This window comes from Shigella flexneri 2a str. 301 (assembly GCF_000006925.2).
GTDB lineage: Bacteria > Pseudomonadota > Gammaproteobacteria > Enterobacterales > Enterobacteriaceae > ECMA0423.
In genome coordinates this window covers 4,551,423-4,571,699 of sequence record NC_004337.2, presented here as the reverse complement: position 1 = coordinate 4,571,699, position 20,277 = coordinate 4,551,423, and the positions used below count along the sequence as shown (strand labels likewise).

Sequence of the window (20,277 nt, the reverse complement as noted above, 5' to 3'; positions counted from 1 at the left end):
GGATTAATAGGGATGCAACACATTACTTGCTTCGCAATGCCGCATACATAACAGAATATCTGCGGCCTCCAACAACCCTGCATCAGAACTGACGCCCAGTTTCGACATCACATTAAATTTATGCGCTCGGATCGTTTTGATATTACGTTTAAGCTGCTCGGCAATTTGTGTCATTGAGTAGCCACGCGACATAAAGCGCAATATTTCTCTCTCCGTCGGGCTTAACGTCCGGCTTTGGTTAATGTACCACTGATTGTTCAGTCGGTCGGTCGCCTGACGTACACCATTTAATGACAAAAAGAGTTCCTGATGAAAAATCTCCAGCGTTGACGCTTTACTTAATACACCGTCCAGCGGTGATGGCGACAATGAACCAATCAGCCGAGCTTCAATATCATCATCCACAATAACTAAACGCCGGGTACGCGGAAACTTAATCGCCAGCTCAGTCAGGCAAGATAATCCCTCTCTGCGCTCACTTCTCATGGCAGAAAAAGAAAAAATGACCGCCGCAAACGAGATCCGCGACATGGCATCCTGAAATGACTCCTGACTGGTATAGGTATGGAGCTTATAAGGGTTGCCCGCAAACTTTCTGAATAAACTCTCAATACCGATACTACTCATGACGCATTTTTCTATGAGTGCGACATTTCTCTTCTTAATTCGGCTGTGTTCCATTCTGCGGCATCTCCATAAACAGAAGGCAAGTTAAGTTCTCTTGCACCCTGCGCGCTATTTATCCATGCATACATTTCAGCGTTGCTGTGAATTGCCAGTCGACGCATCGCACTGTTTTTTTGGGCGCTGATAGTTTTATTACTTTTCTTAAGCAATGAAGCTATCTGGTTGATGCCCCATCCTTTACCTAATAGCCGCAGTACCTTGCGCTCTGAAAGAGTGAGAATGACGGAGCGATAGCTAAAATCATGAGTTTCAGTCATTGCCGGAGAGGTCAGCATGGCGCTGATACGCTCTGCGTGCGTATTGCCGGAACGTACGGTCTTGACCAGATTCTCAATGGGTTCAACATCAGACAATAACGTCGCCGTAGGGCACATGAGCAGTTCTACAGCCTGGGAATACCAGGAGCGTGACACCATGAAAACCCAGTGAATTTCCCGATATTGTGAGATTAAAGAATAATAATGTTCACAAACAGAACGTGGATCTTCACTTTCACCGGCTAAATCAGCAATGACTAATCCGGGTAATGACTCCAACTTACTGATAGTGTTTTATGTTCAGATAATGCCCGATGACCTTGTCATGCAGCTCCACCGATTTTGAGAACGACAGTGACTTCCGTACCAGCCTTGCCAGATGTTGTCTCAGATTCAGATTATGTCGCTCAATGCGCTGAGTGTAACGCTTGCTGATAACGTGCAGCTTTCCCTTCAGGCGTGATTCATACAGCGGCCAGCCATCCGTCATCCATACCACGACCTCAAAGGCCGACAGCAGGCTCAGAAGACGCTCCAGTGTGGCCAGAGTGCGTTCACCGAAGACGTGCGCCACAACCGTCCTCCGTATCCTGTCATACGCGTAAAACAGCCAGCGCTGACGTGATTTAGCACCGACGTAGCCCCAATGTTCGTCCATTTCAGCGCAGACAATCACATCACTGCCCGGTTGTATGCGCGAGGTTACCGACTGCGGCCTGAGTTTTTTAAGTGACGTAAAACCGTGTTGAGGCCAACGCCCATAATGCGTGCACTGGCGCGACATCCGACGCCATTCATGGCCATATCAATGATTTTCTGGTGCTTACCGGGCTGAGAGGCGGTGTAAGTGAACTGTAGTTGCCATGTTTTACGGCAATGAGAGCAGAGATAGCGCTGATGTCCGGCAGTGCTTTTGCCGTTACGCACCACGCCTTCAGTAGCGGAGCAGGAAGGACATCTGATGGAAATGGAAGCCACGCAAGCACCTTAAAATCACCATCATACACTAAATCAGTAAGTTGGCAGCATTACCCATTCCTTAAATGTTTCCAGCAAATTAATAGATTAAGCGAATAAATTATCCTTAGCATTCACTTTCATATCAGCATACTCCTGCTGCACAACAACTCCACTGCATGTGTCAGAAGGTTAGCATCAAATGATAACCTGGTGAAATAGCCTGGAGACATTTAAAATATCTACATTAAGTTGTTAGAAATACTTAATGAAAAACAGAAATCTCATTCATTTAATTTATAATTAAATGATATCTCTTCCCGCAGAATGCGGGAATCACACAATCAATATTTATTCAATAAAATCTGATGATTTTAACTTGTTAACACTAAAAAACGCGCCCAGCTATCTATTATCCTGACCCGTAAAGGCTAAACAATAAATTCATTATAGTGATAATATTCATGTGATAGTTTGTTTGCGGCGAGAGATAATTCGCTTTTTATCACCGAGCTTGTCCCAATAACCAGGATTAATCAGCGCAATTTTGATCTTAACCTACCGCAAAACAACCGTGCTTCATGATACAAATGGATTCTCATTATCTGAACAATACGCAGCACGTCTATGACAAAGGGCGAGTTATGCAAACTGAGCAACAGCGAGCCGTAACGCGGCTTTGTATCCAGTGTGGATTATTTCTTTTGCAACATGGTGCGGAAAGCGCGTTGGTTGATGAGCTTTCCTCACGACTGGGTCGGGCGCTGGGAATGGACAGCGTCGAAAGTTCTATCTCTTCGAACGCCATAGTGCTGACAACTATTAAAGATGGGCAATGCCTGACATCGACACGTAAAAATCACGATCGCGGCATTAATATGCATGTGGTGACTGAAGTCCAGCACATTGTGATTCTTGCGGAGCATCATCTGCTGGATTACAAAGGCGTAGAGAAACGATTTAGCCAAATTCAACCATTACGTTACCCAAGATGGCTGGTAGCCTTAATGGTTGGCCTTTCTTGCGCCTGTTTCTGTAAACTCAATAACGGTGGCTGGGATGGTGCCGTCATCACCTTCTTTGCCAGTACGACCGCGATGTATATCCGCCAGCTGCTGGCACAACGTCATCTTCATCCACAGATCAACTTTTGCCTTACCGCTTTCGCCGCCACCACCATTTCCGGATTGCTTTTGCAACTCCCCACTTTCAGCAATACCCCCACCATTGCGATGGCCGCCAGCGTTCTGCTGCTAGTGCCGGGCTTTCCGTTGATTAATGCCGTCGCCGATATGTTTAAAGGCCACATCAATACCGGACTGGCACGCTGGGCGATCGCCAGTCTGCTGACACTGGCTACCTGCGTCGGCGTAGTGATGGCACTGACGATTTGGGGGCTACGCGGATGGGTGTGATCGAATTTCTGTTAGCGTTGGCGCAGGATATGATCCTCGCCGCCATTCCTGCGGTCGGCTTTGCGATGGTGTTCAACGTTCCCGTGCGGGCGTTACGCTGGTGTGCGCTGCTTGGCTCGATAGGTCATGGTTCCCGAATGATCTTGATGACCAGCGGGTTGAATATTGAGTGGTCAACCTTTATGGCTTCTATGCTGGTCGGTACCATTGGTATTCAATGGTCGCGCTGGTATCTGGCGCATCCGAAAGTGTTTACCGTGGCGGCCGTTATCCCTATGTTCCCGGGCATATCGGCTTATACCGCAATGATTTCGTCGGTAAAAATCAGCCAGTTAGGTTACAGCGAACCGTTGATGATTACCCTGTTAACCAACTTTCTTACAGCTTCATCGATTGTTGGTGCGTTATCCATCGGTCTTTCCATTCCTAGATTATGGTTGTACCGCAAGCGCCCTCGCGTATAAAATTGCCTCGCTTAAGCACACGGATGAGAGACAGCCTCCTCTCCTCCGTGTGTTACTATAAAAGTTATCTCCCTTCTCGTTCATCGTTCCATATTTGAGAAACAGTATGTCTTCCAGAGTTTTGACCCCGGACGTCGTTGGTATTGACGCCCTGGTACACGATCACCAAACCGTTCTGGCAAAAGCTGAAGGCGGTGTGGTTGCCGTATTTGCTAACAATGCCCCGGCGTTTTATGCCGTCACGCCTGCACGCCTGGCTGAACTGCTGGCGCTGGAAGAAAAGCTAGCGCGTCCGGGAAGCGATGTCGCTCTGGACGATCAACTCTATCAGGAACCGCAAGCCGCTCCCGTTGCTGTACCCATGGGGAAATTCGCCATGTATCCGGACTGGCAACCCGATGCCGATTTTATCCGCCTGGCGGCGCTATGGGGCGTGGCGCTAAGAGAGCCGGTGACCACCGAAGAACTGGCCTCATTCATTGCCTACTGGCAGGCGGAAGGTAAAGTCTTTCACCATGTGCAGTGGCAACAAAAACTGGCGCGCAGCCTGCAAATCGGTCGTGCCAGCAACGGCGGACTGCCGAAACGAGATGTGAATACGGTCAGTGAACCTGACAGCCAAATTCCACCAGGATTCAGAGGGTAACGATGAAAAACGTTGGCGACCTGATGCAACGCCTGCAAAAAATGATGCCTGCCCATATCAAACCTGCATTCAAAACGGGTGAAGAGCTACTGGCCTGGCAGAAAGAACAAGGGGCGATCCGCTCCGCCGCTCTCGAACGTGAAAATCGGGCGATGAAAATGCAGCGCACCTTTAACCGCTCCGGTATTCGTCCACTGCATCAGAACTGCTCCTTTGAGAACTATCGCGTTGAGTGTGAAGGGCAGATGAATGCGTTAAGCAAAGCGCGCCAGTATGTCGAAGAGTTTGACGGCAACATCGCCAGCTTCATCTTTTCTGGTAAGCCAGGAACCGGCAAAAACCATCTGGCGGCGGCAATCTGCAACGAGCTGCTGCTACGCGGTAAATCCGTATTGATCATCACCGTGGCCGATATTATGTCGGCGATGAAAGATACCTTCAGGAATAGCGGTACCAGCGAAGAACAACTGCTTAACGATCTGAGCAACGTTGATCTGCTGGTGATCGATGAGATCGGCGTGCAGACCGAATCGAAATACGAAAAAGTGATCATCAACCAGATCGTCGATCGCCGCTCTTCTTCCAAACGCCCAACCGGGATGCTGACCAACAGTAATATGGAAGAGATGACCAAGTTGCTGGGCGAACGCGTGATGGACCGTATGCGCCTGGGTAACAGTTTATGGGTGATCTTCAACTGGGATAGCTACCGTAGCCGGGTAACGGGTAAAGAGTATTAATCCCCGTTTCTGGCGGTATACTGCGACACAATTCCACCTTGAGTAATGATGATGAAAACTATTAAACATCTTCTGTGCTGTGCCATTGCCGCCAGCGCATTAATTTCCACCGGGGTGCATGCTGCGTCCTGGAAAGATGCGCTCTCCAGCGCCGCCAGCGAACTTGGCAACCAAAACAGCACGACACAGGAAGGCGGTTGGTCGCTCGCGTCATTAACTAACTTGCTTAGCAGCGGAAACCAAGCCTTAAGCGCAGATAACATGAACAATGCCGCAGGCATTCTGCAATACTGCGCGAAGCAAAAGCTGGCTTCGGTAACCGATGCCGAAAACATCAAGAACCAGGTGCTGGAAAAGCTGGGCCTGAACAGTGAAGAGCAAAAAGAAGACACCAACTATCTGGACGGTATTCAGGGTTTGCTGAAAACAAAAGATGGTCAGCAACTCAATCTGGATAACATCGGAACGACTCCGCTGGCAGAAAAGGTGAAAACCAAAGCCTGCGATCTGGTGTTAAAGCAGGGGCTGAACTTCATTTCCTGAACCGCGAAACGCCGCGTTTTAGCTGTTACCCGGCTGACGCGGCTCTCTCCTGCCCTTTTCCCTGCTCCTGGACGGTTTTCCCCCTGTTACACGGGAAGCGACCGCGATCAAAAAAGTCTGTTTATAAACTAATTCCTAACAACATCGCATTTTTTTGACACTAGAATTGCAGCAATATGGCGACGCCATTACATTGTGCTTCTCAAAAAGCTTAAACGTTGGCTAAACGGCCCGGTTTAGTGAGGATCGCCCATTGTCAGAACTACTCTCTTTCGCCCTTTTTCTCGCCTCTGTGCTGATTTACGCATGGAAAGCGGGACGTAACACCTGGTGGTTTGCAGCCACGTTAACGGTGCTGGGGCTATTTGTCGTTTTAAATATCACCCTGTTTGCCAGCGACTATTTTACTGGCGATGGTATTAACGACGCGGTTCTCTATACCTTAACCAACAGCCTGACCGGTGCTGGCGTCAGCAAATACATCCTGCCGGGTATCGGCATTGTGCTGGGGCTGACGGCGGTGTTCGGTGCGCTGGGCTGGATCCTGCGCCGTCGTCGTCATCATCCGCACCATTTTGGTTACAGCCTGCTGGCGCTCTTACTGGCGCTGGGTTCGGTGGACGCCAGCCCGGCATTTCGTCAGATAACGGAACTGGTGAAATCCCAGTCACGCGATGGCGACCCGGACTTTGCGGCTTATTATAAAGAGCCGTCGAAAACTATCCCTGACCCGAAACTCAACCTGGTTTATATCTACGGCGAAAGTCTCGAGCGGACCTATTTTGATAACGAAGCTTTCCCGGATCTCACGCCTGAACTGGGCGCGTTGAAAAATGAAGGCCTGGATTTCAGCCACACGCAGCAGCTGCCAGGAACGGATTACACGATTGCGGGCATGGTGGCTTCTCAGTGCGGCATACCGCTGTTCGCCCCCTTTGAAGGCAACGCCTCCGCCTCTGTCTCCAGCTTCTTCCCGCAGAACATCTGTCTGGGCGATATCCTGAAAAACTCGGGTTATCAGAACTATTTCGTGCAGGGCGCAAATCTGCGTTTTGCCGGTAAAGATGTGTTCCTGAAATCGCACGGCTTCGACCACTTATACGGCTCAGAAGAGCTGAAAAGCGTGGTAGCCGACCCGCACTATCGCAACGACTGGGGATTCTACGACGATACCGTTCTCGATGAAGCGTGGAAAAAGTTTGAAGAGCTTTCCCGCTCAGGTCAGCGATTCTCACTGTTTACCCTGACAGTCGATACCCATCACCCGGATGGTTTTATCTCGCGCACCTGTAACCGCAAAAAATATGATTTTGACGGTAAGCCGAATCAGTCATTCAGCGCGGTAAGTTGCAGCCAGGAGAATATCGCGACGTTTATCAACAAAATCAAAGCGTCACCGTGGTTTAAAGATACTGTCATCGTCGTCTCTTCTGACCATTTAGCGATGAACAACACGGCGTGGAAATACCTCAATAAGCAGGATCGCAATAACCTGTTTTTTGTCATTCGTGGCGACAAGCCGCAGCAAAAGACGCTGGCAGTGAAGCGTAACACGATGGATAACGGCGCGACGGTGCTGGACATTCTCGGTGGCGATAACTATCTCGGACTTGGTCGTAGCAGTTTATCCGGGCAGTCGATGTCGGAAATCTTCCTCAATATCAAAGAGAAAACATTGGCGTGGAAGCCAGATATCATCCGCCTGTGGAAATTCCCTAAAGAGATGAAAGAGTTCACCATCGACCAGCAGAAAAACATGATTGCCTTCTCGGGTAGCCATTTCCGTTTGCCGCTGCTGTTGCGGGTTTCAGACAAACGCGTGGAACCGCTGCCGGAAAGCGAATACTCAGCACCGCTGCGTTTCCAGCTGGCCGATTTCGCTCCACGCGACAATTTCGTCTGGGTTGACAGTTGCTACAAGATGGCACAACTCTGGGCTCCGGAACTGGCACTTTCCACCGACTGGTGTGTCTCGCAGGGGCAGCTTGGCGGTCAGCAAATTGTTCAGCATGTTGACAAAACAACATGGAAGAGCAAGACGGCATTTAAAGATACGGTCATCGACATGGCGCGTTACAAAGGCAATGTCGATACGCTGAAGATTGTTGATAACGATATTCGCTACAAAGCCGACAGTTTCATCTTTAACGTCGCCGGTGCGCCAGAAGAGGTGAAACAGTTTAGCGGGATTTCCCGTCCGGAGTCGTGGGGCCGCTGGTCCAACGCGCAGCTGGGCGATGAAGTAAAAATCGAGTACAAGCATCCGCTGCCGAAGAAATTTGACCTGGTGATTACCGCCAAAGCATACGGCAATAACGCCAGCCGTCCTATTCCGGTACGCGTAGGCAATGAAGAACAAACTCTTGTGCTGGGCAATGAAGTGACCACCACCACACTGCATTTCGATAACCCAACCGATGCCGACACACTGGTAATTGTGCCGCCGGAACCTGTCTCAACCAACGAAGGGAATATCCTCGGACACTCGCCGCGTAAGCTCGGGATCGGCATGGTGGAAATTAAAGTGGTAGAACGTGAAGGGTAATTCCTGACTGATGTGTAGGTCGCATAGGGTGCGACCTACACGCCTTCTCCGGCTTACAACACATTATTAAGAAACAAAAAAAACAGCGCCCAACACTTCCCCGGACGCTGCATGGCAACTTTAATAATCTCGCCTTATCAGAAAGTAATTACACCCTTAATCAACTCACGATTGTTAATCACATCGCGCTCGTAGGTTTCTGCCAGCGTGGCGAACGGATAGCGATGGGTTAACATCATGTCGGCAGTGATTTTCCCTTCCGCCATCAGTCGACCGACTTTAGCGAAATCTTCCGGCGTGGCGTTGCGGCTGCCCATCATCGTCGTTTCTTTTTTATGGAATTCCGGATCGGAGAACTGCAACTCACCTTTAAACAGACCGACAAATACCACCGTGCCGCCGTGACGAATCAGATTCACGGTATTATTCATCGCATGTTGATTACCTGTCGCGTCGATCACTTTCTGCGCCAGCGAACCACCAAACTGCGCCCGCAGCTGCGCGTCAAAATCTTCGGCTGACGGGTCCAGCACGGGCAACTCCAGACGCGTTGCCACATGTTCACGGCGCGCCGGACTGGTATCCGCCACCACCACCTGTGCGCCATCGGCTTTAGCGATTGCCGCCGCGCCCAGACCGATTGGCCCCGCCCCGACCACCAGCACCTGCTCGCCGGGAGCAATGGCTGCGCGACGCACCGCATGAGCGCTAATAGCGAAAGGTTCAATCAATGCGGCCGCCTGCGGGTCAATACCGTCTGCGGGCAAAATGTTCGCCACCGGCACGCTCAAATACTCACTAAAACCGCCATCCTGATGCACGCCAATGACTGAAATTTTTTCACAGCAGTTGGTACGCCCGCTTTTACACGCCGGGCATTGCTGACAGGCAACATAAGGGATCACAGCAACTTGCTGACCATTTTTAAGATCAGCAATATTTTTACCCAGCCCAACAATCTCCCCACATATTTCATGGCCTAAAACCCGTGGATAACTAAAAAATGGTTGATTTCCACCCTAGGCATGAATATCGGTACCGCAAATCCCGACAGACTTAATTTTTATTAATGCTTCATTGTCACCCGGAATAGGTATCTCGCGTTGTTTCCAGACTAATTCTTTCGGCTGCTGGCAAATTAAAACATTCATCGTAGACATGATTCGGCTATCCATTTTTTGTTGCCTTAGATATCAATGAAAATGAAAAATGGCAGCGGAACGGAAAATCTGTTTTGTGAAAACACACGCATAAAAATGTTTTAAATCGGGTTTTAATGGACTCACAAGGAGGAAAATATGAGTCGTTCACAAAATTTACGCCACAATGTGATTAACCAGGTCATTGATGATATGGCGCGGGGTCATATCCCTTCCCCACTTCCATCGCAAAGTGCGCTGGCGGAAATGTACAACATCAGCCGCACTACAGTGCGTCATATTCTCAGCCAATTACGCGAATGCGGCGTCTTAACGCAGGTTGGAAACGACTATGTTATTGCGCGTAAACCTGACCATGATGACGGTTTCGCCTGTACTACCGCTTCAATGAGTGAACAAAACAAAGTGTTTGAGCAGGCTTTTTTCACGATGATAAACCAGCGTCAGTTACGCCCTAGGGAAACTTTTTCTGAACTGCAACTGGCTCGGGCCGCGGGTGTCAGCCCGGTGGTTGTAAGAGAATATCTTTTAAAATTCGGCCGTTATAATCTTATTCAAAGCGAAAAGCGCGGCCAGTGGAGCATGAAGCAATTCGATCAATCCTACGCCGAGCAGCTGTTTGAGCTACGCGAAATGCTCGAAACACATTCACTTCAGCACTTTCTCAACCTGCCTGATCATGATCCCCGCTGGCTGCAGGCGAAAACCATGCTAGAACGTCATCGGCTACTGCGTGACAACATCGGCAATAGCTTTCGCATGTTCTCGCAACTTGACAGAGATTTTCACTCCTTACTGCTTTCAGCTGCCGACAATATCTTTTTTGATCAATCGCTTGAGATCATCTCAGTCATCTTTCATTTTCACTATCAATGGGACGAAAGCGATCTTAAACAGCGCAATATCATTGCCGTCGATGAACATATGACCATTCTCAGCGCTCTGATTTGCCGCAGTGACCTTGATGCCACCCTTGCGCTCCGTAACCATTTGAATTCAGCTAAACAATCAATGATTCGATCCATTAATGAGAACACGCGTTATGCTCATTAAGTACGGATTAAAAACAGCAAACTATTAGCGGGTGCACGGTTTTATCAAAAGATAAATACCGGGAAATTCCCGCTTACCTATGCTCACAATCAGTCGACTAAAAATGTTTTTGTGAGCGGTAGTAAAGTCCTAAAACTTTAACCTGCCGTTAATGTCAACCTTGCGTAATGCACAATTACGTAAACAATTAAAATTATAAATACAGGAGTCCGGCGTGGAAAAAGAAAATATCACCCTCGATCCGCGTTCTTCATTTACTCCATCTTCGTCGGCAGATATTCCCGTGCCACCAGATGGATTAGTTCAACGCAGTACCCGAATTAAACGCATTCAAACCACCGCCATGTTGTTATTATTTTTTGCGGCGGTAATCAATTATCTCGACCGCAGTTCGCTGTCGGTAGCAAATTTAACGATTCGTGAAGAATTGGGATTAAGTGCCACCGAAATCGGCGCTTTGCTCTCCGTGTTTTCACTCGCTTACGGCATTGCGCAACTTCCTTGCGGCCCACTATTGGATCGTAAAGGCCCACGCCTGATGCTGGGACTGGGGATGTTCTTCTGGTCACTGTTCCAGGCCATGTCTGGCATGGTGCACAGCTTTACGCAGTTCGTGTTGGTGCGTATCGGTATGGGGATTGGTGAAGCGCCGATGAACCCATGCGGTGTAAAAGTCATTAACGACTGGTTCAACATCAAAGAGCGCGGACGCCCGATGGGCTTCTTCAACGCAGCTTCTACCATTGGCGTTGCTGTAAGCCCACCGATTCTGGCGGCAATGATGCTGGTGATGGGCTGGCGCGGGATGTTTATTACCATTGGTGTACTGGGGATTTTTCTCGCCATCGGCTGGTATATGCTCTATCGCAACCGCGAGCACGTAGAACTGACTGCCGTTGAACAAGCTTATCTCAATGCAGGTAGCGTCAATGCCCGCCGAGATCCGCTCAATTTTGCCGAATGGCGCAGCCTGTTCCGTAACCGCACAATGTGGGGAATGATGCTCGGATTCAGTGGCATCAACTACACTGCGTGGCTGTATCTGGCCTGGCTTCCTGGTTACCTGCAAACAGCCTATAACCTGGATTTAAAAAGCACAGGGTTGATGGCGGCTATCCCTTTCCTGTTTGGGGCTGCCGGGATGCTGGTCAACGGTTACGTTACTGACTGGCTGGTCAAAGGGGGAATGGCTCCGATTAAAAGCCGTAAGATCTGCATTATTACCGGGATGTTCTGTTCTGCCGCCTTTACGCTGATAGTACCACAAGCGACAACATCCATGATGGCGGTTCTGCTGATTGGCATGGCACTGTTCTGTATTCACTTTGCCGGAACATCCTGCTGGGGCTTGATCCACGTCGCAGTTGCTTCTCGCATGACTGCGTCGGTGGGCAGTATCCAGAACTTTGCCAGCTTCATCTGCGCCTCTTTCGCGCCGATCATTACTGGTTTTATTGTTGATACAACCCACTCATTCCGTCTGGCACTAATCATTTGCGGTTGCGTCACCGCAGCGGGAGCACTGGCGTACATCTTCCTGGTTCGCCAGCCGATCAACGACCCGCGTAAAGATTAAACTCCCTATGCCCGATAACATTTTGCTTATCGGGCATTTTTATGGCGATTAAAACGTTTCCCAGTTCTCCCCGCTATCTGCCACTGCCATTTTACGCGGCGTAGCTGGCGTCACGGTTTTTACCACAGCCGATGTTTCACGCTGCTGTTGCTGCTGTTGCTGAATCCGGAACACTGCCACAGCTTCGGTCAGGCGACTGGCCTGCTCTTCCAGCGCGGCGGCGGCAGCGGCAGATTCTTCCACCAGCGCGGCGTTCTGTTGAGTTACCCGGTCCATCTCAGCAACCGCTAAGCCAACCTGATCGATACCACGGCTCTGCTCATCAGAAGCAGAAGCTATTTCGCCCATAATGTCCGTCACGCGGGTCACAGCACTGACAATCTCCGCCATTGTTTCCCCGGCGCTTTCGACCAGCGTAGAGCCAACATCCACTTTCCCCACCGAGTCTTCAATCAGGCTTTTAATTTCACGAACCGCCTGGGCGCTACGCTGGGCCAGATTACGCACTTCTCCCGCAACCACCGCAAAACCACGTCCTTGCTCACCCGCACGCGCTGCTTCAACCGCCGCGTTCAAAGCCAGAATATTGGTCTGGAAGGTAATGCCGTCAATTACGCTGATAATATCGGCGATTTTCTGCGAACTGGTGGAGATATCGCGCATAGTCTGCACCACGTTATCTACCACTTTGCCGCCGCGTTGCGCCGTTTCAGAAGCACTTAATGCCAGATGGCTGGCCTGGCGCGCATTCTCGGCGTTCTGTTTCACCGTTGCGGTCAGTTGCTCCATGCTGGCTGCCGTCTCTTCCAGCGAAGCGGCCTGTTGCTCGGTGCGCGAAGAGAGATCATTATTGCCGGTAGCGATTTCGCTGGCACCGCTATAGATGGCATTGGCCCCGTTGCGCACATCACCGACGGTACGCATCAGCTCTCCCTGCATATGGCGCAAACTCTCTGCCAGTTGCCCCATCTCATTAGAGCCATCCACCTCAATCGGTTTCACCAGATCGCCGCCTGCAATATGACGAATGCTGTCAATCAGGCGATTCATTGGCGCTACCAGCGAGGCTTTAATACCGAACCAGACGGCGAAGATGACCGCCAGTACGACGATCATCACGCCCACCAGAATCCACATCGCCTGGCTGTAGGAGGCATTGTTATCGCTGACGGCGATATCATAGAGCCGATCGTTTTGCTCCATGTAAGCCACATACTGCTTCTCGAAACCGTCCTGATATCCCTGGGTCGGCTGATCAAAGAACTCGTTGATTTTGCCTGCACCTAACAGTTGGATCAGCTCCGCCAGCGCATTGTGATAAATATCGTAATTACGTTTGATCTCTGCCGCTGCGGCGGTGCTCTGACGCGGGTCACGCGGCAACGCTTCGTAATCCGCCCAGTTTTTTTCCGCCTGTTTCAGCGAAATACTGGCACTCTGCATCAGCTCAGCAACGGTTGAACCGCTACCAATATTATTCTGATCCATCATGTAGCGGATACCCGCGCGGTTGAGGGTGTTACGCGTCTGCAACAACGCGACCCAGCTGCCATTCAGCGTGGGTTGCTGCTGGCGAATGGTTTGTAAAACAGTGAAATTTTCTTTGTCATTCTTTAAGGCATTAAAAAACAGACCGCCTGATGTCAGTTGTAAAAGGCCAAAAACGGCCAAAACCAGCAGTAAGCTGGTCACGATCTTGATACGTTTTAACATGGTTTCTCTTTCCTGTGGACCGATGCAAGATTTTCGGCCTGGAAAGCAAAAACTTTATGAAAAGGTGTAACCCGCCATCCATGGAAAAACCAGGCGCTGGTTATCAGATACTAAAAAGTTATTCATTATCGCCCGGGATGTCTTCTTGTCGGGAATTGCCCAGAGCAATAAATTCCTCTAACAGATGGGTTAACTGTTGCATTTTCTCGGCAGTAAACTGAGCTTCAATCTGCCGATAGGCTTCTTCAATCTGTGTCTGAGCGCGGTTATACAGCGCCTGCCCCTCTTTGGTCAGCGAGATATAGAGCTTCCGCTGATCATTGATCGGCTTTAATCGCAACACTAAACCGTCGCGTTCCATCCGCGTGAGGATCCCGGTCAGGCTTGGGCGCAAAATGCAGGCGCGATACGCCAGATCGTGAAAATCCATTGATGGGCTTTCCGCCAGAATACGCACGATGCGCCACTGTTGCTCAGTCAAATTATGCCGTTTAACGATTGGGCGAAAATAACTCATCGCCGCTTCTCGCGCCTGGAGCAACGCAATGGTTAGTGAGTCGTGCATTATCTTTCCCCTGAAAAATTCAAAATCATTAATATAGAAACAATTAATCATCACGTTACCGGGACTGAGCTGCCCCCGCAATTCTTCATTTTATCAAAATTGATGATATTTTATTAACTTACTGATATTTAATATTTTATTATCTTTAAATGTAAATAGTTTGTTAATTAGATCACATTTATATCACTTACTTTTGCCAAACTACGCAATCGGGAATAAAAGTAATCATTAACATATTAATGATTAAGATGATCGAATCCGAGGAGTGGTAATGAAAGGCACTATCTTCGCCGTAGCGTTGAACCATCGCAGCCAACTTGATGCCTGGCAGGAAGCGTTCCAGCAATCTCCCTACAAAGCCCCGCCTAAAACTGCGGTCTGGTTTATTAAACCGCGCAATACGGTGATTGGTTGCGGTGAACCGATTCCCTTTCCACAGGGTGAAAAAGTACTGAGCGGTGCGACTGTTGCGCTGATTGTGGGGAAAACGGCGACGAAAGTACGTGAAGAAGATGCGGCAGAGTACATCGCCGGATATGCGCTGGATAACGACGTCAGCCTGCCGGAAGAGAGCTTTTACCGTCCGGCAATCAAAGCAAAATGTCGTGATGGATTCTGCCCCATTGGCGAAACCGTGGCTCTCAGCAATGTCGATAATCTGACTATCTATACCGAGATCAACGGGCGTCCTGCCGATCACTGGAATACCGCCGATTTACAACGTAACGCCGCACAGCTGCTGAGCGCCCTGAGCGAATTTGCCACGCTGAATCCAGGCGATGCTATTCTGCTCGGCACGCCACAGGCGCGCGTGGAAATACAGCCAAGCGATCGCGTGCGTGTTCTCGCAGAAGGTTTCCCGCCGCTGGAAAATCCGGTAGTGGACGAACGTGAAGTGACCACGCGCAAGAGCTTCCCAACGCTGCCACACCCGCACGGTACGCTGTTTGCCCTCGGCCTGAACTACGCCGACCACGCCAGCGAACTGGAATTTAAGCCACCGGAAGAGCCGCTGGTGTTCCTGAAAGCGCCGAATACCCTCACTGGCGACAACCAGACCTCCGTGCGCCCGAACAATATTGAATACATGCACTACGAAGCGGAGCTGGTGGTAGTTATTGGCAAGCAGGCGCGTAACGTCAGCGAAGCCGATGCCATGGATTATGTCGCGGGCTACACCGTGTGTAACGACTACGCCATTCGCGACTATCTGGAAAACTACTACCGCCCTAACCTGCGGGTCAAAAGCCGCGACGGACTGACGCCGATGCTTTCAACCATCGTGCCGAAAGAGGCGATCCCGGACCCGCATAATCTGACCCTTCGCACCTTCGTCAACGGCGAGTTACGCCAGCAAGGCACCACCGCCGATCTGATCTTCAGCGTGCCCTTCCTGATCGCCTACTTAAGCGAATTTATGACCCTGAATCCGGGCGACATGATCGCCACCGGCACACCAAAAGGCTTATCTGACGTGGTGCCTGGCGATGAAGTAGTGGTGGAAGTAGAAGGCGTGGGCCGCCTGGTGAACCGAATTGTGAGTGAGGAAACAGCGAAATGAAAAAAGTAAATCATTGGATCAACGGCAAAAATGTTGCAGGTAACGACTACTTCCAGACTACCAATCCGGCAACGGGTGAAGTGCTGGCGGATGTGGCCTCTGGCGGTGAAGCGGAGATCAATCAGGCGGTAGCGGCAGCGAAAGAGGCGTTCCCGAAATGGGCTGATCTGCCGATGAAAGAGCGTGCGCGCCTGATGCGCCGTCTGGGCGATCTGATCGACCAGAACGTGCCTGAGATCGCCGCGATGGAAACCGCGGACACGGGCCTGCCGATCCATCAGACCAAAAATGTGTTGATCCCACGCGCTTCTCACAACTTTGAATTTTTCGCGGAAGTCTGCCAGCAGATGAACGGCAAGACCTATCCGGTTGACGACAAGATGCTCAACTACACGCTGGTGCAACCGGTAGGCGTTTGTGCGCTGGCGTCGCCGTGGAACGTGCCGTTTATGACCGCCACCTGGAAGGTCGCGCCGTGTCTGGCGCTGGGCAATACCGCGGTGCTGAAGATGTCGGAACTCTCCCCGCTGACCGCCGACCGCCTGGGTGAGCTGGCGCTGGAAGCTGGTATTCCGGCGGGCGTGCTAAACGTGGTACAGGGCTACGGCGCAACCGCAGGCGATGCGCTGGTCCGTCATCATGACGTGCGTGCCGTGTCGTTCACCGGCGGTACCGCCACCGGGCGCAACATCATGAAAAACGCCGGGCTGAAAAAATACTCCATGGAGCTGGGCGGTAAATCACCGGTGCTGATTTTTGAAGATGCCGATATTGAGCGTGCGCTGGACGCCGCCCTGTTCACCATCTTCTCAATCAACGGCGAACGCTGCACCGCCGGTTCGCGCATCTTTATTCAGCAGAGCATCTATCCAGAATTCGTTAAACGCTTTGCCGAACGCGCCAACCGTCTGCGCGTGGGCGATCCGAACGATCCGAATACCCAGGTTAGGGCGCTTATCAGTCAGCAACACTGGGAAAAAGTCTCCGGCTATATCCGTCTCGGCATTGAAGAAGGCGCAACCCTGTTGGCGGGCGGCCCGGATAAACCGTCCGACCTGCCTGCGCACCTGAAAGGCGGCAACTTCCTGCGCCCAACGGTGCTGGCGGACGTAGATAACCGTATGCGCGTTGCCCAGGAAGAGATTTTCGGGCCGGTCGCCTGCCTGCTGCCGTTTAAAGACGAAGCCGAAGGCTTACGCCTGGCAAACGACGTGGAGTACGGCCTCGCGTCGTACATCTGGACACAGGATGTCAGCAAAGTGTTACGCCTGGCGCGTGGCATTGAAGCAGGCATGGTGTTCGTCAACACCCAGAACGTGCGCGACCTGCGCCAGCCATTTGGCGGCGTAAAAGCCTCCGGCACCGGGCGTGAAGGCGGTGAGTACAGCTTCGAAGTGTTCGCGGAAATGAAGAACGTCTGCATTTCCATGGGCGACCATCCAATTCCGAAATGGGGAGTCTGATATGGGTAAGTTAGCGTTAGCCGCCAAGATCACGCACGTACCGTCGATGTATCTCTCTGAACTACCAGGAAAAAACCACGGTTGTCGCCAGGGTGCGATCGACGGGCATAAAGAGATCAGCAAGCGTTGCCGGGAAATGGGCGTCGATACCATTATCGTTTTCGATACTCACTGGCTGGTCAACAGTGCTTATCACATCAACTGTGCAGACCATTTTGAAGGCGTCTACACCAGCAACGAGCTGCCGCATTTTATTCGCGACATGACCTACAACTACGAGGGCAACCCGGAGTTGGGGCAGCTAATTGCCGAGGAAGCCTTAAAGCTCGGCGTGCGGGCAAAAGCGCACAATATTCCCAGCCTGAAACTGGAATACGGCACGCTGGTACCGATGCGCTACATGAATGAAGACAAGCACTTCAAAGTGGTCTCCATTTCGGCTTTCTGCACGGTTCACGATTTTGCCGACAGCCGCAAGCTGGGCGAAGCGATTCTGAAAGCGATCGAACAGTACGACGGCACCGTGGCGGTCCTTGCCAGCGGTTCGTTATCGCACCGCTTTATTGACGATCAGCGTGCGGAAGAAGGGATGAACAGCTACACCCGCGAGTTCGACCGCCAGATGGACGAGCGTGTGGTGAAGCTGTGGCGCGAAGGCCAGTTCAAAGAGTTTTGCAATATGCTGCCGGAGTACGCCGACTACTGCTACGGCGAAGGCAATATGCACGACACGGTGATGCTGCTGGGGATGCTCGGCTGGGATAAATACGACGGCAAGGTGGAGTTTATTACCGAGCTGTTCCCAAGCTCTGGCACCGGTCAGGTTAACGCTGTTTTCCCGCTGCCCGCGTAAGGACGTTTTATGCCGCACTTTATCGTGGAATGTACTGAAAATATTCGTGAAGAAGCCCGCTTACCTGAGCTGTTTGCCAGTGTTAACACTGCACTGGCGGCAACGGGGATTTTTCCGCTTGGGGGAATACGTAGCCGGGCGCACTGGATCGATACCTGGCAAATGGCTGATGGCAAGCACGATTACGCCTTTGTGCATATGACGCTAAAAATCGGCAGCGGACGCAGTCTGGAAAGCCGTCAGGAAGTGGGCGAAATGCTGTTTGATCTGATTAAAACGCACTTCGCCTCACTGATGGAGAGCCGTTACCTAGCGCTTTCATTTGAGATTGCAGAGCTGCACCCGACGTTGAATTTCAAACAGAACAACGTACACGCGTTGTTTAAATAAATTTGCACCAGCTTCCAGGCCGGATGATAAGGCGCTGCCGCATCCGGCAATGCCACAGGATATCGCTATGTTCGATAAACACACCCACACCCTGATCGCCCAGCGTCTGGATCAGGCAGAAAAACAGCGCGAACAGATCCGCGCGATCTCGCTGGATTACCCGGAGATCACCATCGAAGACGCCTACGCCGTGCAGCGCGAATGGGTTCGCCTGAAAATCGCCGAAAGTCGCACGCTGAAAGGCCACAAAATCGGTCTGACCTCGAAAGCGATGCAGGCAAGCTCGCAGATCAGCGAACCGGATTACGGTGCACTGCTGGACGACATGTTCTTCCACGATGGCAGCGATATCCCGACCGATCGCTTTATCGTGCCGCGCATTGAAGTGGAGCTGGCTTTTGTGCTGGCAAAACCGCTGCGTGGGCCAAACTGCACGCTGTTCGACGTTTACAACGCCACGGACTATGTGATCCCGGCGCTGGAGCTGATCGACGCTCGCTGCCACAACATCGATCCGGAAACCCAGCGCCCGCGCAAAGTATTCGACACCATTTCCGATAACGCCGCCAACGCCGGAGTGATCCTCGGAGGTCGTCCGATCAAACCAGACGAACTGGATCTGCGTTGGATCTCCGCCCTGATGTATCGCAATGGCGTGATTGAAGAAACCGGCGTCGCCGCTGGTGTGCTGAATCATCCGGCAAACGGCGTGGCCTGGCTGGCGAACAAACTCGCACCGTATGACGTACAACTGGAAACCGGGCAAATCATTCTCGGTGGTTCGTTCACCCTCCCGGTTCCGGCGCGTAAGGGCGACACCTTCCACGTCGATTACGGCAACATGGGCTCCATTAGCTGCCGCTTTGTTTAAGGAGAGAACGATGGAAAACAGTTTTAAAGCGGCGCTGAAAGCAGGCCGTCCGCAGATTGGATTATGGCTGGGGCTGAGCAGCAGCTACAGCGCGGAGTTACTGGCCGGACCAGGATTCGACTGGTTATTGATCGACGGTGAGCACGCGCCGAATAACGTGCAAACCGTGCTCACCCAACTACAGGCGATTGCGCCCTACCCCAGCCAGCCAGTGGTACGCCCATCGTGGAACGATCCGGTGCAAATCAAACAACTGCTGGACGTAGGCACACAAACCTTACTGGTGCCGATGGTACAAAACGCCGACGAAGCCCGTAAAGCGGTACGCGCCACCCGTTATCCCCCCGCCGGTATTCGCGGTGTGGGCAGTGCGCTGGCTCGCGCCTCGCGCTGGAATCGCATTCCTGATTACCTGCAAAAAGCCAACGATCAAATGTGCGTGCTGGTGCAGATCGAAACGCGTGAGGCAATGAAGAACTTACCGCAGATTCTGGACGTGGAAGGGGTCGACGGCGTGTTTATCGGCCCGGCGGATCTGAGCGCCGATATGGGTTATGCCGGTAATCCGCAGCACCCGGAAGTACAGGCCGCCATTGAGCAGGCGATCGTGCAGATCCGCGAAGCGGGCAAAGCGCCGGGGATCCTGATCGCCAATGAGCAACTGGCAAAACGCTATCTGGAACTGGGCGCGCTGTTTGTCGCCGTCGGCGTTGACACCACCCTGCTCGCCCGCGCCGCCGAAGCGCTGGCAGCACGGTTTGGTAATAGTTCTTCTATTTCGATGGCGAAGCAAAACAACAACTCTGTCTACTAAACGT

General features: G+C 51.5%; 20 protein-coding genes, 1 pseudogene and 2 other annotated features. Of the genes and pseudogenes, 14 read left to right on the top strand and 7 right to left on the bottom strand.

Features of this window, described 5'->3' with window-relative positions; all coding sequences use genetic code 11:
• Positions 1-3: 3 nt before the first annotated feature.
• The 4 genes from bglJ to insA form a co-directional block, all read right to left on the bottom strand.
• Positions 4-681, bottom strand: coding sequence for a 2-component transcriptional regulator (gene bglJ, locus SF4399; protein NP_710107.5), 678 nt, complete (start codon positions 679-681; stop codon positions 4-6).
• Entirely contained in the window at positions 639-1,223 is a 585-nt protein-coding gene (gene yjjQ, locus SF4398; protein ID NP_710106.1) for a regulator, read from the bottom strand. The genes bglJ and yjjQ overlap by 43 nt, the downstream gene beginning before the upstream one ends.
• Positions 1,210-1,977: a mobile genetic element, on the bottom strand. It overlaps the preceding gene by 14 nt.
• Positions 1,225-1,620, bottom strand: a complete 396-nt coding sequence (gene insB, locus SF4397; RefSeq protein NP_710105.1) for an insertion element IS1 protein InsB — start codon at positions 1,618-1,620, stop codon at positions 1,225-1,227. Its footprint overlaps the feature before it by 396 nt.
• Complete coding sequence (gene insA, locus SF4396; protein NP_710104.1) at positions 1,647-1,922, bottom strand: insertion element IS1 protein InsA; 276 nt, start codon at positions 1,920-1,922, stop codon at positions 1,647-1,649. Its footprint lies within the feature at positions 1,210-1,977.
• Positions 1,978-2,482: 505 nt before the next feature.
• On the opposite strand from insA, the gene yjjP reads away from it, so the two are divergent.
• From yjjP to mdoB, 6 genes are all read left to right on the top strand, one after another.
• Complete coding sequence (yjjP, locus tag SF4395; RefSeq protein NP_710103.1) at positions 2,483-3,316, top strand: structural protein; 834 nt, start codon at positions 2,483-2,485, stop codon at positions 3,314-3,316.
• On the top strand, positions 3,292-3,780 hold the full coding sequence (gene yjjB, locus SF4394; protein ID NP_710102.5) for a hypothetical protein: 489 nt from the start codon (positions 3,292-3,294) through the stop codon (positions 3,778-3,780). Before yjjP ends, yjjB begins: the two co-directional genes overlap by 25 nt.
• 106 nt (positions 3,781-3,886) lie before the next feature.
• The gene (dnaT, locus tag SF4393) at positions 3,887-4,426 is read left to right on the top strand and encodes a primosomal protein DnaI (protein ID NP_710101.2); all 540 of its coding nucleotides are present in this window, start codon (positions 3,887-3,889) and stop codon (positions 4,424-4,426) included.
• Positions 4,427-4,428: 2 nt separating this feature from the next.
• Positions 4,429-5,166, top strand: a complete 738-nt coding sequence (gene dnaC, locus SF4392) for a DNA replication protein DnaC (RefSeq protein ID NP_710100.1) — start codon at positions 4,429-4,431, stop codon at positions 5,164-5,166.
• A gap of 45 nt (positions 5,167-5,211) precedes the next feature.
• Positions 5,212-5,709, top strand: coding sequence for a hypothetical protein (gene yjjA, locus SF4391; protein NP_710099.1), 498 nt, complete (start codon positions 5,212-5,214; stop codon positions 5,707-5,709).
• 292 nt (positions 5,710-6,001) lie between these two features.
• Positions 6,002-8,254: a phosphoglycerol transferase I gene (gene mdoB / locus SF4390; protein ID NP_710098.4), complete on the top strand. Its 2,253-nt coding sequence runs from the start codon at positions 6,002-6,004 to the stop codon at positions 8,252-8,254.
• 137 nt (positions 8,255-8,391) lie between these two features.
• Positions 8,392-9,428, bottom strand: a sequence feature (Similar to Escherichia coli K12 oxidoreductase gi: 1790819 (346 aa). BLAST with identity of 98% in 346 aa. This CDS ontains frameshift. The sequence has been checked and is believed to be correct.).
• Here the strand turns inward: mdoB and yjjN are convergent.
• Positions 8,392-9,428 (bottom strand): annotated as a pseudogene (yjjN, locus tag SF4389). Its footprint overlaps the feature before it by 1,037 nt.
• Before the next feature lie 232 nt (positions 9,429-9,660).
• Here yjjN and yjjM point away from each other — a divergent pair.
• Positions 9,661-10,467 carry a hypothetical protein gene (yjjM, locus tag SF4388; protein NP_710097.2) on the top strand — a complete coding sequence of 269 codons (807 nt, stop codon included), beginning with the start codon at positions 9,661-9,663 and terminating at the stop codon, positions 10,465-10,467.
• A 214-nt stretch (positions 10,468-10,681) separates the two neighbouring features.
• A complete protein-coding gene (gene yjiZ / locus SF4387) occupies positions 10,682-12,043 on the top strand; it encodes a transporter (RefSeq protein ID NP_710096.1) in 1,362 nt (453 codons plus the stop codon).
• Positions 12,044-12,091: 48 nt separating this feature from the next.
• Here yjiZ and tsr read toward each other — a convergent pair whose 3' ends face one another.
• Both tsr and hpcR read right to left on the bottom strand, forming a co-directional pair.
• Complete coding sequence (tsr, locus tag SF4386) at positions 12,092-13,756, bottom strand: methyl-accepting chemotaxis protein I (protein NP_710095.1); 1,665 nt, start codon at positions 13,754-13,756, stop codon at positions 12,092-12,094.
• Between the two features lie 118 nt (positions 13,757-13,874).
• Positions 13,875-14,321, bottom strand: a complete 447-nt coding sequence (gene hpcR, locus SF4385; protein NP_710094.1) for a 4HPA-hydroxylase operon regulator — start codon at positions 14,319-14,321, stop codon at positions 13,875-13,877.
• Between the two features lie 271 nt (positions 14,322-14,592).
• On the opposite strand from hpcR, the gene hpaG reads away from it, so the two are divergent.
• The 6 genes from hpaG (at position 14,593) to hpaI (ending at position 20,273) form a co-directional block, all read left to right on the top strand.
• A complete protein-coding gene (gene hpaG, locus SF4384) occupies positions 14,593-15,882 on the top strand; it encodes a 4-hydroxyphenylacetate degradation bifunctional isomerase/decarboxylase (RefSeq protein ID NP_710093.2) in 1,290 nt (429 codons plus the stop codon).
• Complete coding sequence (gene hpaE / locus SF4383; protein NP_710092.1) at positions 15,879-17,345, top strand: 5-carboxymethyl-2-hydroxymuconate semialdehyde dehydrogenase; 1,467 nt, start codon at positions 15,879-15,881, stop codon at positions 17,343-17,345. Before hpaG ends, hpaE begins: the two co-directional genes overlap by 4 nt.
• 1 nt (position 17,346) lies before the next feature.
• A complete protein-coding gene (hpaD, locus tag SF4382; RefSeq protein NP_710091.1) occupies positions 17,347-18,198 on the top strand; it encodes a 3,4-dihydroxyphenylacetate 2,3-dioxygenase in 852 nt (283 codons plus the stop codon).
• A gap of 9 nt (positions 18,199-18,207) precedes the next feature.
• On the top strand, positions 18,208-18,588 hold the full coding sequence (gene hpaF, locus SF4381; protein NP_710090.1) for a 5-carboxymethyl-2-hydroxymuconate delta-isomerase: 381 nt from the start codon (positions 18,208-18,210) through the stop codon (positions 18,586-18,588).
• 67 nt (positions 18,589-18,655) lie between these two features.
• Positions 18,656-19,459, top strand: a complete 804-nt coding sequence (hpaH, locus tag SF4380) for a 2-oxo-hepta-3-ene-1,7-dioic acid hydratase (protein NP_710089.2) — start codon at positions 18,656-18,658, stop codon at positions 19,457-19,459.
• A gap of 10 nt (positions 19,460-19,469) precedes the next feature.
• A complete protein-coding gene (hpaI, locus tag SF4379; protein ID NP_710088.1) occupies positions 19,470-20,273 on the top strand; it encodes a 4-hydroxy-2-oxo-heptane-1,7-dioate aldolase in 804 nt (267 codons plus the stop codon).
• The last annotated feature ends 4 nt before the right edge of the window (positions 20,274-20,277 follow it).

What these genes read in the sequence shown, in the direction of transcription:
- bglJ (NP_710107.5), bottom strand. Translation starts at nt 681, where the DNA reads ATGGAACACAGCCGAATTAAGAAGAGAAATGTCGCACTCATAGAAAAA.
- yjjP (NP_710103.1), top strand. Translation starts at nt 2,483, where the DNA reads ATGATACAAATGGATTCTCATTATCTGAACAATACGCAGCACGTCTAT.
- dnaT (NP_710101.2), top strand. Translation starts at nt 3,887, where the DNA reads ATGTCTTCCAGAGTTTTGACCCCGGACGTCGTTGGTATTGACGCCCTG.
- dnaC (NP_710100.1), top strand. Translation starts at nt 4,429, where the DNA reads ATGAAAAACGTTGGCGACCTGATGCAACGCCTGCAAAAAATGATGCCT.
- yjjA (NP_710099.1), top strand. Translation starts at nt 5,212, where the DNA reads ATGATGATGAAAACTATTAAACATCTTCTGTGCTGTGCCATTGCCGCC.
- yjjM (NP_710097.2), top strand. Translation starts at nt 9,661, where the DNA reads ATGTACAACATCAGCCGCACTACAGTGCGTCATATTCTCAGCCAATTA.
- tsr (NP_710095.1), bottom strand. Translation starts at nt 13,756, where the DNA reads ATGTTAAAACGTATCAAGATCGTGACCAGCTTACTGCTGGTTTTGGCC.
- hpcR (NP_710094.1), bottom strand. Translation starts at nt 14,321, where the DNA reads ATGCACGACTCACTAACCATTGCGTTGCTCCAGGCGCGAGAAGCGGCG.
- hpaG (NP_710093.2), top strand. Translation starts at nt 14,593, where the DNA reads ATGAAAGGCACTATCTTCGCCGTAGCGTTGAACCATCGCAGCCAACTT.
- hpaE (NP_710092.1), top strand. Translation starts at nt 15,879, where the DNA reads ATGAAAAAAGTAAATCATTGGATCAACGGCAAAAATGTTGCAGGTAAC.
- hpaD (NP_710091.1), top strand. Translation starts at nt 17,347, where the DNA reads ATGGGTAAGTTAGCGTTAGCCGCCAAGATCACGCACGTACCGTCGATG.
- hpaF (NP_710090.1), top strand. Translation starts at nt 18,208, where the DNA reads ATGCCGCACTTTATCGTGGAATGTACTGAAAATATTCGTGAAGAAGCC.
- hpaH (NP_710089.2), top strand. Translation starts at nt 18,656, where the DNA reads ATGTTCGATAAACACACCCACACCCTGATCGCCCAGCGTCTGGATCAG.
- hpaI (NP_710088.1), top strand. Translation starts at nt 19,470, where the DNA reads ATGGAAAACAGTTTTAAAGCGGCGCTGAAAGCAGGCCGTCCGCAGATT.